An 11,338-nucleotide genomic window follows, 5' to 3' on the forward strand; every position below is an offset into this window, starting at 1 on the left:
CGTATCGCCGCGCAAGCTCGCGCCCAGCGCACGCGCCGTCTGCGCAAGCGCCTGCGCCATCCCGGCCGCCCGCCACCGCCTCCACCGCGAAGCGGTCCGGATGCGCGGCGAGCACCCGGGCGACGCTCCGGCCGATGGAGCCGGTGCCTCCGAGAACGCTCAGGCGCTGGGGAAGGCTTGTCATGGGCGACGTGTCCTCGCTCGCTTTCCTACCACAGGAGCAGGCCCGCCGCCGGATCGGCCGCATCCCGCGCCAGGCCGATCGCCACCGCCATCAGCGAGGCGAACGCGAAGCCGTCGAGCCGGTCGAGCAGGCCGCCATGGCCGGGAATGAGCCGGCCCGCATCCTTGACGCCGAACGATCGCTTGGCCGCCGATTCGGCCAGGTCGCCGCCCTGCGCGGCGATGCTCATGACGAACGCCAGCGCGCCGAGCGGCAGCACGCTCGGCAGCCCCGCGGCGAGGCCGACGCCGACACCGGCGGCCATGCCGGCGACCGCGCCGCCGATGGAGCCCGCCCAGGTCTTGTTCGGCGACACGCGCGGCCACAAAACGCGGTCCGCCCACCAGGCGGCCGACGAAGTAGGCGAAGATGTCGGTGGCCCATACCACCGCCAGCAGGAACAGGACGGCCGCAAAGCCCCATTCGCCGCCATTGCGCAGCGCCATCACCGGCAGGCAGGCGGCCCCGGCCACCAGGACCCCCGCGAGCGCGAAGCCGCTTTTGGCGCGGCACCACGAACACCGAGAGGGCGGCGCCGAGGCAGAGCAGGCTGAAAGCCGCCTGCCCGGCGCCCAGATAGAGCGCCGCGCCGGCGCCCACGAGCGCCACGCCCGCCAGCGCGAGCCAGGCCCGCCGCCGCTCCAGCCGGGCGATGCCGGCCCATTCCATCAGGATCGCGAGCCCGGCGAGCGTCCACAGCATCACGAACGCCAAGCCGCCGACATAGGTCGCGGCCAGCACCACCGGTGCGAGCACCAGGGAGGAAAGGGCGCGCTGGCCGAGATCGCGGCCTCCGGGAAGGCGCATCTAGGCGCCGGCGTGCTTGGTGATGCCGCCGAACCTGCGGTCGCGCCGGTTGAACTCATCAAGGGCCGCGGCCAGCGCGGCGCGGTCGAAATCCGGCCAGTAGATGGGCAGGAACACGAACTCCGCATAGGCCGCCTGCCAGAGCAGGAAATTGGAGAGCCGCTGCTCGCCCGACGTGCGGATGATGAGATCGGGGTCGGGAATGCCGGCGGTATCGAGCCGCTCGGTGATCATTGCGACGCTCACGTCCTCGGGCCGGATGCGGCCCGACGCGGCATCGGCGGCGATGCGCGCCACCGCGGCGGCGATCTCCTGGCGGGCGCCGTAATTGAAGGCCACGATCAGCGTCAGGCCGCCATTGCGGCAGGTGAGCTGCTCGGCGTCGTGCAGCAGGTTGCGGATGTCGGGGGCGAGGCTCTCGCGCTCGCCGATCACCTTGATGCGCACGTCGGCCGCGTGCAGCTCCGCGAGGTCGTGGCGCAGGAACAGCTTCAGCAGGCTCATGAGCTCGGAGACCTCGCTCAGGGGCCGCGACCAGTTCTCGCTGGAGAAGCTGTAGATGGTGAGGTAGCGGATGCCGATCTCGCGCGCGGCCCGCACGCAGCGGCGCAGCGCCTCCACCCCGCGCCGGTGACCTTCCACCCGCGGCAGGCCGCGGGAGGTGGCCCAGCGGCCGTTGCCGTCCATGATGATGCCCACGTGCGCCGGCACGCGCACGCCCGCCTTCGCGGGGGGCGCTCAGATCCGTCGCGGCGGCAGGCAGGGTCATGGCGGGTTCGGGGCTCACGGCGCGGCGCCTCAAACGGAAAGGATTTCCTTTTCCTTCTGCGCCAAGGTCTGATCGATCTCGGCGATGGTCTCGTCGGTGGCCTTCTGCACGTCCTTGGAGAGCCGATCGATATCATCGGAACTCATTTCGCCGTCCTTTTCCACCTTCTTGAGGTGGTCCATGCCGTCGCGGCGCACATGACGCACCGCCACGCGGGCCTGTTCGGCATATTTGTGGGCCACCTTCACCAGTTCCTGGCGGCGCTCCTGGTTGAGTTCCGGAATGCGCAGGCGCAGCACTTGGCCCTCGGTGGAGGGATTGAGGCCGAGATTCGAGTCGCGGATGGCCTTTTCCACCGCATTGACCATGCCGCGGTCCCACACCTGCACCGACAGCAGACGCGCCTCCGGCACCGAGACGGTGGCCACCTGGTTGAGCGGCATCCGGGCCCCGTACGCCTCGACGGTAATGGGGTCCAGAAGGCTGGCGGAGGCGCGGCCGGTGCGCAGGCCGCCGAGTTCATCCCGCAACACGCCGACCGCGCCCTGCATGCGGCGCTTGAGGTCGGCCATATCGAAACTTTCGGTGCTCATCGGCAATCCTCTTGTTCTCGTTCGGCCGGCAGGAGGCGGTGCTGCCGCCACCGGCCAGGCCCCGATCCGGTCCCTCGCCCGGATGCGCCCCGCGACGGGAGCGCGATGTCGCCCGCATTCCTCTTGCGCCACTCGCCGGCGATGGCAAGCGCGACGTGCCTGCCTGCGCCGGCAAAAACGGTCCGCACCCGACACCGCAGCAGCCATGCCCGATGTGCGAGCGATGGCCGGCGGAGCCTGCGGGGCCGGCGCCACGCGACTTCGGAAGACGTGGGAGAACGTATAGCCCGCGTCACGGGGCGACGAGGGTCACCCGTCCTTCGCCCTTGGCGGCCGCCGCGATCGCCCCCGTCTCGCGTATGGAGAATACGATTATCGGCAATGCGGCCTCGCGGGCAAGGGCGAAGGCGGCCGCATCCATCACCTTGAGATCGCGGGCGATGGCCTCGTCGTGGGTCAGGCGGTCATAGCGCGTGGCGGCGGGATCGGTCTTCGGGTCGGCGGTGTAGACGCCGTCCACGTTGGTGGCCTTGAGCACCGCGTCGCAGTCCAGCTCGGCGGCGCGCAGCACCGCGCCGGTATCGGTGGTGAAATAGGGATTGCCGGTGCCGCCGGTGAGCACCACGATCCGGCCGCGCCGCAGATGCCGCAGCGCCGGCTGGCGGGCATAGGGCTCGCATACGGTGGGCATGGGAATGGCCGAAAGCGTGCGCGCCGGCGCGCCCGCCGCCTCGATGGCGCGCTCCAGGGCGAGGCCGTTCATCACCGTGGCGAGCATGCCCATATGATCGGCGGTGGCGCGGTCGAGATGCTCGTCGGCCACCCGCGCACCGCGCAGGATGTTGCCGCCGCCCACCACGACCGCCACCTCGCAGCCGAGCGCGCGCGCGGCCACCAGGTCACGGGCGATGCCCGCGACGGTCGGCGGGTGCAGACCGAAGGGCTCGGCGCCCATGAGCGCCTCGCCCGAGACCTTCACCAGGATGCGGGGATAGGGCAGACCGGGCGCCGCGAACGACGCCCGGGGCTCCGGATAATCCGAATCGTCCGAAGACGCAGCCATGGGAGCCCCTCCCCCGCAATCAGGACTGGCCGGCGGCGGCGGCCACCTCGGCGGCGAAGTCGGTCTCTTCCTTCTCGATGCCTTCGCCGAGCGCGTAGCGCACGAACCCGGTGAGGGCGACCGGGGCGCCGACCTGGCCCTCGGCCTCCTTCAGCACCTGCGCCACCGACTTCGAGCCGTCATGCACGAAGGCTTGGTCGAGGAGGGTGTTCTCCTTGAAGAAGCTCTTCATGCCGCTCTCGGCGATCTTGTCCTGCACGTTGGCCGGCTTGCCCTGGTGCTTCTCGAGCAGGATCGCCTTCTCGCGGGCGATGGTCTCCTCGGACATGCCGGAGGCGTCGAGGGCCAGCGGGTTGAGCGCCGCCACATGCATGGCGATCTGCCGGCCGAGCGCCGCGAGCTTGTCCACGTCGCCCTTCGATTCGAGCGCCACCAGCACGCCGATGCGGCCCTGGCCTTCCACCACCGCGCCGTGCACGTAGGTGGCAATGATGCCATGGGCGACCGTGAGCTTGGCCGAACGGCGCAGCGTCATGTTCTCGCCGATGGTGGCGATCAGCGCGGTGAGGCGCTCGGCGACGGTGACGCTCTCGCCCGGGAACTTCGCGCCGGCAATGGCTTCCAGGGTGCCGTCGGTGTTGAGGCCGACCTTGGCCACCTCACGCACGAAGGCCTGGAAATCGGGGTTGCGGGCGACGAAATCGGTCTCGGCATTCACCTCGACGGCCACCGCATAGTGGCCGGAGGACTCCACCGCCACCGCCCCTTCGGCGGCGACGCGGCCGGCCTTCTTGGCGGCCTTCGCGAGGCCCTTCTTGCGCAGCCAGTCGATCGCGGCCTCGATGTCGCCGTCCGTCTCGGTGAGGGCGGTCTTGCAGTCCATCATGCCGGCGCGTCTTCTCACGCAGGTCCTTGACGAGAGCGGCAGTGATCGCGGCCATCTTGCTATCCTCTTCTTCTCGCGCCACGGCCGGCACGAGGCGATCCCGAGCCGGCCGTGTGGGCGCTTGGCGCCCTTAAGTCACACTATTCTGTCAGCTCTGCGACGGGGCGCGCGCCGCCGGCCGGCGAGGTCACTCCACCTCGGCGGACATCTCCTTGGCCTGGGCGACCCAGCCGTCCACGCGGCCGGGCAGACCCACCTCCTCGCCGATGCGGTGGGCATCGGCCGCGTCGAGGCCGGCGATCTGCCAGAAATGGAAGATGCCGAGGTCGTTCAGCTTCAGCTCGATCTCCGGGCTGACGCCGGTGAGCTTCTTGAGATCGTCGGCGACGCCGCGCGGCCCGACAGCGGCTCGAAGGTCGACCAGATGCTGGTCTCCGCCGGCAGGTCCTCCACCAGCGGCGCCTCTTCGGCGCCGACGTCAATGCCGAGATCGGTGTGGCCGCGGCCGATGCCGTCGATGGCGGCGCGCGCCACGAGCTCGCAATACAGCTGGATCGCCCGGCCGGCGTCGTCATTGCCCGGAACCGGATAGGCGATGCCGTCCGGATCGCAATTGGTGTCGAGGATGGCCGCCACCGGAATGCCGAGGCGCTGCGCCTCCTTCACGGCGATGTCTTCCTTGTTCGTGTCGATCACGAACAGCAGGTCCGGCAGGCCGCCCATGTCGCGGATGCCGCCCAGCGCCTTGTCGAGCTTCTCCTTCTCGCGCGAGAGCGTCAGGCGCTCCTTCTTGGTGTAGCCGGCGGAAGCCTCCGGCGCCGCCAAGATCTCCTCCAGCTTCTTCAGCCGCGCGATGGAGTTGGAAATGGTCTTCCAGTTGGTGAGCATGCCGCCGAGCCAGCGGTGGTTCACATAATACTGGGCGGAGCGGCGGGCGGCGTCGGCCACCTGCTCCTGGGCCTGGCGCTTGGTGCCGACGAACAGCACGCGGCCGCCCTGGGCCACCGTGTCGGACACCGCCTGCAGCGCGCGGTGGAGCGCGGGCACGGTCTGCGACAGATCGAGGATATGGATGTTGTTGCGAACGCCGAAGATGTACGGAGCCATCTTGGGGTTCCAACGGTGGGCCTGATGGCCGAAGTGCACGCCAGCTTCAAGCAGCTGGCGCATCGAATAATCGGGAAGCGCCACTTTGGTATTCTCCGGTTGAGCCTCCGCGGACGTACCCTCGGCCCGTCGGGGACGAAGGCACCGGATGGCCCATTTGGGCCGAATGTCCGCGTGCGGAATGGGCGGGCTTATAGGCGAGCCGGCTGCAAGAGGCAAGATGCCGGCGCGGCGAACGCCGCAATGGCGGCATCCGACGACCGCGGGACGCGCGCGCGGTCGTTCCTCTGGACCTCACACCGTCGCGTCAGAACGTCTCGAACGCGACGGCGATGCGGTCGAGCTTGCGCACGGCGGCGACGTCGTTGGGATCGTCCAGCAGTTCCTGCATCGTGGCGTAGGCGCGGCGCGACAGGAATCGGAACCAGGATGTGGGGGCCGGCGGCGCCAGCGCATGGTGCCGCAGGTCGGTCCGCGCCGCTTCGGTGGTCCGCTCCTCGGCCTGCGCCAACAGCGGCTCGGCGGGCTCGCCCAGGGCTTCGGCCACCTTGCACACCACCACGCGCCAGTCCTGGAGCGTTTCCTCATAGGATATGACGGCCCGCGCCCGCCCGCGCGTCGCGCGCTCCGCGTCGAGCGTGTGGCGCAGCCAGAGCCGCACGGCACGCTCGGTGGTGAACTGGTCGCGCTTGGCCAGCGACGCCGCCACCTCCATGGGATTGCGCACCACCAGCACCGGCGTCGGGCGATAGCCCAAGTCGAGCAGTGCGGCCTCGTAGAGCGGCACCAGGCGCGAGATTCGCGGATCCTTCAGGACGATCCGGTCCGCGGCGCCGAATTCGCTCGCCAGCAGTTCCGTCAGCTCGTGGTACAGGCCGTTCCGGCGCGTGAGCGCGATCGGGTCCGCCGTCATCCGGGTGCGCTTGTGCCATTGCGTCCCGCACGCCTCGAAAATCCGGTCATTCAGCTTGTAGATGACCTCGGATTCCCAATAGCCTTCCGGATTGGCCTCGTTGGCGGCCATCAGGGTCCTGGGCGCTTCAAAGCCCATCAGGTGGACGATCTTGGAGCACAATGACGTGCCGCTTCGGTGCATGCCGAGGATGAGAACGGCACGCTTCGCAGGCTGCATGAACACTCCTCGTCGCCCGCTCCGCCCGAAAAACGGCTGTGCGGACACGCGGGTTCGACCTCTGGTTCCGGTTATTGCCCTGACCGGCCGGACAATAAGTCGGATTGGTGCACTGCGACAAGCTTCGCCCGGCCCCGGCCATAGGTTTTTAAAGTAACAGCGTGTATCTCACGCCGCCGCCTCCACCGCCACGACGCCGGGTATTGCCTTGATGGCGCCGGCAATCTGCGGCGAGATCGGATAGCGCCCGGGCAGATTGACTTCGACCTCCGCCTTGGCGTCATCCACCAGCAGCACCAGGCTGACCGCGCCAGAGCCGGCGTCCGCGCCGCCCTTGGCGCTCTCCCTGCCGCCGTCCGCGAGCCGCCGGGCGATGCCCTCGATCGGCTCCGGCGACCGCAGGAAGATGCGCAAGCCCTTGTGGCTGCGTGCGGTGAGCGCGTCGAGCCGCTCGCAGTTCTGGATCCGCACCCGCACGTCCTCGCCCTGCAGCTCGGCCGCCACCGTGAGCAGCAGCGCCGTGCCCGGCTCCAGGAGGTCGCGCAATTGCGCGAGCCCCTCGGAAAAGATCACCGCCTCGTAATGGCCCGAGGGATCGGAGAGCCCGACGATCCCCATGCGGGTACCCGACTTTGTGCGCCGCTCCTGGCGCGACACGACGGTTGCCGCAAGCCGGCCGAACGTGTCGCCGGCCCGCACCCCGCGCGCGAAGTCCTGGTAGGGCCGCACGCGCAGCTTCTTCAGCGCCTCGGCATAGTCGTCGAGCGGATGGCCGGTCAGGAAGAAGCCGACGGCGTCGTATTCCTTCTGCAGCCGCTCGGCCGGCATCCAGGGCGCGGCGTCCGGCAGCGGCAGCTCGGCGGCCACCGGCCCCGAGCCGAACATGTCGTTCTGGCCCATGGCCCGCCCCTGCTCCTCGCGCGCGGCGTGGGCGGCGATGGCGTCGATGGCGGCGAAGGCCCTGGCGCGGTTCTTTTCCAGCGTGTCGAAGCAGCCGGCGGCCGCAAGGCTCTCCAAAGTGCGCTTGTTCACCAGCTTCACCGGCAGGCGCGAGGCGAAATCCGACAGGCTGGCGAAAGGACGCTCCCCGCGCGCGGCCACCAGCGCCTCCACCGCCGCCTCGCCGACGCCCTTGATGGCGGCCATGGCATAGATGATCTTGCCGTCCTTCACGCCGAACTCGCGGGCCGACAGGTTGATGTTCGGCGGCACCACCTCGATGCCGAGGCGCTGCGCTTCCTGGCGGAATTCCGCGAGCTTGTCGGTGTTGCCCTTGTCGAGCGTCATGGAGGCGGCGAGGAATTCGGTGGCGTGGTTCGCCTTCAGCCAGGCGGTCTGGTAGGCCACCAGCGCATAGGCTGCGGCGTGCGACTTGTTGAAGCCGTAGTCCGCGAACTTGGCGAGCAGGTCGAAGATGGTGTCGGCCTGCGCCTTCTCGATGCCGCGCTCCACCGCGCCCGAGACGAAGCGCGAGCGCTGCTTGTCCATCTCGGCGCGGATCTTCTTGCCCATGGCGCGGCGCAGCAAGTCGGCCTCGCCCAGCGAGTAGCCCGAAAGCGCCTGGGCGATCTGCATCACCTGTTCCTGGTAGATGATGACGCCGAACGTCTCCTTCAAATACGGCTCGAGCTTGGGGTGGATATAGTCCGGCTTCGCCCGCTCGTGCTTGCAGTCGCAATAGACCGGGATATTGGCCATGGGGCCGGGACGGTAGAGCGCAACCAGCGCCACGATGTCCTCGATGCGGTCGGCCTTCATGTCCACCAGCGCGCGGCGCATGCCCGCGCTTTCCACCTGGAACACGCCCACCGTCTCGCCCTTGGCCAGCATGGCGTAGGTCTTGGGATCGTCGAGCGGGATTTTCGAGATGTCGAGGTCGATCCCGCGCGCGCGGATCAGCTGCACCGCCTTCTCGATCACGGTCAGCGTCTTGAGGCCGAGGAAGTCGAACTTCACGAGCCCCGCCTGCTCCACCCACTTCATGTTGTACTGGGTGACCGGCATGTCGGACTTGGGATCGCGGTAGAGAGGAACCAGTTCGTCGAGCTTCCTGTCGCCGATGACGATGCCGGCCGCATGGGTGGAGGCGTGGCGGTTGAGCCCCTCCAGCCGCACGGCGATGTCGAAGGCGCGCTTGACCACCTCCTCCTGGTCTTTGGCTGCCTGGAGGCGCGGCTCGTCGGCGATGGCCTGCTTCAGCGTGACCGGGTTGGCCGGGTTCTGCGGCACCAGCTTGCACAGCTTGTCCACCTGGCCGTAGGGCATTTCCAGCACCCGGCCCACGTCGCGCAGCACGCCGCGCGCCTGCAAGGTGCCGAAGGTGATGATCTGCGCCACCTGGGCGCGCCCATAGCGCTCCTGGACGTAGTGGATCACCTCGTCGCGGCGCTCCTGGCAGAAGTCCACGTCGAAGTCGGGCATGGACACGCGGTCCGGGTTCAGGAAGCGCTCGAACAGCAGGCCGAACCGCAGCGGGTCGAGGTCGGTGATCTGGAGCGAATAGGCCACCAGCGAGCCGGCGCCCGAGCCGCGGCCCGGCCCGACCGGGATGTCGTGCGCCTTGGCCCATTTGATGAAGTCCGACACGATCAGGAAGTAGCCGGGGAACTTCATCTTGGTGATGACGGAAATCTCGTAGGCGAGCCGCTCCTCATAGGCGGCGACCTCCGACGGCCGGCGCGGCCGTGCTTGGCGAGGCGCTCGGCGAGCCCCTCTTTGGCCTGGCGCTCCAGCTCCGCCGCCTCCTCCGCGAGCGGATCGCCCTCCCCGGCCCCCGAGGTGAAGCGCGGCAGGATCGGCTTCACCGTTTTCACCCGGAAGGCGCAGCGCCGGGCGATCTCGACGCTGTTCGCGGTGGCCTCCGGCAGGTCCGCGAACAGGTCCAGCATCTCCTTGCGGGTCTTGAAGCGGTGCTCTGCGGTCAGGCGGCGCCGGTCGCCCTCGGAGACGAGACGCCCCTCGGCGATGCAGACCAGCGCGTCGTGTGCCTCATAGTCCGCATGGGAGCCGAAGAACGGCTCGTTCGCCGCCACCAGCGGCAGGCCCTTGGCGTAAGCGAGGTCCAGAAGCTGCGGCTCGGCGAGGCGCTCGGCGTCGGTGCCGTGGCGCTGCAATTCCACATAGAGCCGGTCGCCGAAGATGGCGGCAAGGGCATCGAGCCTCTGGGCGGCGAGGTCCGCATGGCCGCCGGCCAAAGCGAGATCGACCGGTCCCGACGGGCCGCCCGTCAGCGCGATCAGGCCCTGATGGGCCGATGCCAGCCAGTCGAGGAGGATGCGCGGCTCGTCCTCGCTCGCGGTCTCCAGGAACGAGCGCGAGACGAGACGCATCAGATTGCGCCATCCCGCCTCGTCCTTGGCGAGCAGGACCACGCGCGGCTTCCTTGCCTTCAGCACCACCCCGCGCGGGCCGGGCGGCTCCGGTAGGTCCAGCGCGAGCGAGACGCCGGCGATGGGCTGGATGCCCGAGCCGGCCATCTTCTCCGAGAATTCCAGCGCGCCGAAGAGATTGCCCGTGTCCGTGAGCGCCATCGCCGGCTGGCCGTCCGCCTTGGCGAGGTCCGCCAGCTTGCCGATGGAGATCGCCCCCTCCAGCAGCGAGTAGGAGGAGTGCACATGCAGATGGATGAAGCCGGGATCGGGCATGGGTCTCGTTCGGTCTCGATCGCGAATCGCGCAGCGGCAACCTGCGTGGCGCAGAGCATAGCCCCGTTCGCGTCCTTCGGCGGGGCGCGGCGCATGGGAGATGAGGATCGGCGCCAACGATCCCTGGTTTCCACATGGCTTCTCGCGCCGCAAGCCAATGCGGGGCCGTGGCCGGTTCCGCTCCGCCTTGCACCGCCGGTCCTCTCTGGAGGAAAGTCCCCTCCCCTGATCCACGCCGAAACGGCTCCAGATGCGCACGCTCTTCGTCCATGCCGGCACCCACAAGACCGGCACCACCTCGGTGCAGTGGTATCTCAACCGGCACGGCGGCAAGCTCGTGCGCTACGGCACCTACGTGCCGAAGGCCGGCTGCCCTTCGGCGCGCTCCTCGGGCCATCACAACATTCCCTGGCTGCTGATGGGCGACCCGCGGGCGAAGGTCGCGCACGGCGGCATCGACGCGCTCTTGGCGGAACTCAGCGAGATCGACAGCCCGCAGGCCGTGGTTTCCTCCGAGGAGTTCCAGTTCCTCGCCGACCGGCCGCAGGCGCTGGCCGAGCTGGACCGCCGCATTCATGAGGCCGGCTGGAGGCCGGTCTACCTCATGTATCTGCGGGCGCCGGGCGCCTATGCCAATTCGCTCTACCGCGAGTTTCCGTTGCAGAACATCCAGGTGCCGTTCGCGGAATTCCTGGCCGGCGTGCTGGCGGAGGGCGCCTACCAGCCGCCGGGCGAGGTGATCCTGCGGCTCGACTATGATGTGCTGGCGGAAAAATGGCGCGCCGCCGCCAAGGGCGAGCTGCGCCTGCTCTCCTACGAGGCGGCGGCAAGCGCGGGCGGCATCATCCCGGCCTTTATCAGCGCGCTCGGCCTTCCGGAGCGCGCCGCGCAGTTCCGCCAGCGGCGCATCAACACCTCAAGCGGCGTGACCACGGACGAGATGCGGGCCGGGGCGAAGCTGATCGACGCCAAGTTCCGCCCCGCCTTCGAGCGCCTGATCGCGGCAGCGGCCGGCGGCCGCGACGCCGCGTGAGGGGTGCGCCCGAACGCGCGGCGAAGCCCGCAGGTGTCCGATCAAGCGCAGCCGGGGCGATCCAATCGCGCTCTAGAAGTG

Annotated in this window: 6 protein-coding genes and 5 pseudogenes; 1 reads left to right on the plus strand and 10 read right to left on the minus strand. The window is 69.3% G+C overall.

Annotated elements, in window-relative coordinates:
* From AC2W7M_RS11515 to dnaE, 10 genes and pseudogenes are all read right to left on the minus strand, one after another.
* Positions 1-184 (minus strand): annotated as a pseudogene (locus tag AC2W7M_RS11515) (1-deoxy-D-xylulose-5-phosphate reductoisomerase); the annotation flags it as partial.
* A gap of 25 nt (positions 185-209) precedes the next feature.
* Entirely contained in the window at positions 210-539 is a 330-nt protein-coding gene (locus tag AC2W7M_RS11520) for a phosphatidate cytidylyltransferase (RefSeq protein WP_486132486.1), read from the minus strand.
* Positions 540-609: 70 nt separating this feature from the next.
* A pseudogene (locus AC2W7M_RS11525) lies at positions 610-669 on the minus strand (hypothetical protein); the annotation flags it as partial.
* Between the two features lie 361 nt (positions 670-1,030).
* Positions 1,031-1,741 (minus strand): isoprenyl transferase, encoded by a 711-nt coding sequence (locus tag AC2W7M_RS11530; RefSeq protein WP_486132487.1) that lies wholly within the window; start codon positions 1,739-1,741, stop codon positions 1,031-1,033.
* 87 nt (positions 1,742-1,828) lie between these two features.
* Positions 1,829-2,392: a ribosome recycling factor gene (gene frr, locus AC2W7M_RS11535; RefSeq protein WP_486132491.1), complete on the minus strand. Its 564-nt coding sequence runs from the start codon at positions 2,390-2,392 to the stop codon at positions 1,829-1,831.
* A 292-nt stretch (positions 2,393-2,684) separates the two neighbouring features.
* On the minus strand, positions 2,685-3,455 hold the full coding sequence (pyrH, locus tag AC2W7M_RS11540) for a UMP kinase (RefSeq protein ID WP_486132488.1): 771 nt from the start codon (positions 3,453-3,455) through the stop codon (positions 2,685-2,687).
* 19 nt (positions 3,456-3,474) lie between these two features.
* Positions 3,475-4,396 (minus strand): annotated as a pseudogene (gene tsf / locus AC2W7M_RS11545) (translation elongation factor Ts).
* A gap of 132 nt (positions 4,397-4,528) precedes the next feature.
* Positions 4,529-5,532: pseudogene (locus tag AC2W7M_RS11550) on the minus strand (30S ribosomal protein S2).
* 223 nt (positions 5,533-5,755) lie between these two features.
* Positions 5,756-6,580 carry a sulfotransferase family protein gene (locus tag AC2W7M_RS11555; RefSeq protein WP_486132489.1) on the minus strand — a complete coding sequence of 275 codons (825 nt, stop codon included), beginning with the start codon at positions 6,578-6,580 and terminating at the stop codon, positions 5,756-5,758.
* Positions 6,581-6,748: 168 nt separating this feature from the next.
* Positions 6,749-10,224 (minus strand): annotated as a pseudogene (gene dnaE / locus AC2W7M_RS11560) (DNA polymerase III subunit alpha).
* 250 nt (positions 10,225-10,474) lie between these two features.
* Here dnaE and AC2W7M_RS11565 point away from each other — a divergent pair.
* Positions 10,475-11,257, plus strand: coding sequence for a hypothetical protein (locus AC2W7M_RS11565; protein WP_486132490.1), 783 nt, complete (start codon positions 10,475-10,477; stop codon positions 11,255-11,257).
* Positions 11,258-11,338: the final 81 nt, after the last annotated feature.

This window comes from Xanthobacter sp. BG11Y11_SDJG, assembly GCF_057364445.1.

What these genes read in the sequence shown, in the direction of transcription:
- pyrH (WP_486132488.1), bottom strand. Translation starts at nt 3,455, where the DNA reads ATGGCTGCGTCTTCGGACGATTCGGATTATCCGGAGCCCCGGGCGTCG.
- AC2W7M_RS11555 (WP_486132489.1), bottom strand. Translation starts at nt 6,580, where the DNA reads ATGCAGCCTGCGAAGCGTGCCGTTCTCATCCTCGGCATGCACCGAAGC.
- frr (WP_486132491.1), bottom strand. Translation starts at nt 2,392, where the DNA reads ATGAGCACCGAAAGTTTCGATATGGCCGACCTCAAGCGCCGCATGCAG.
- AC2W7M_RS11565 (WP_486132490.1), top strand. Translation starts at nt 10,475, where the DNA reads ATGCGCACGCTCTTCGTCCATGCCGGCACCCACAAGACCGGCACCACC.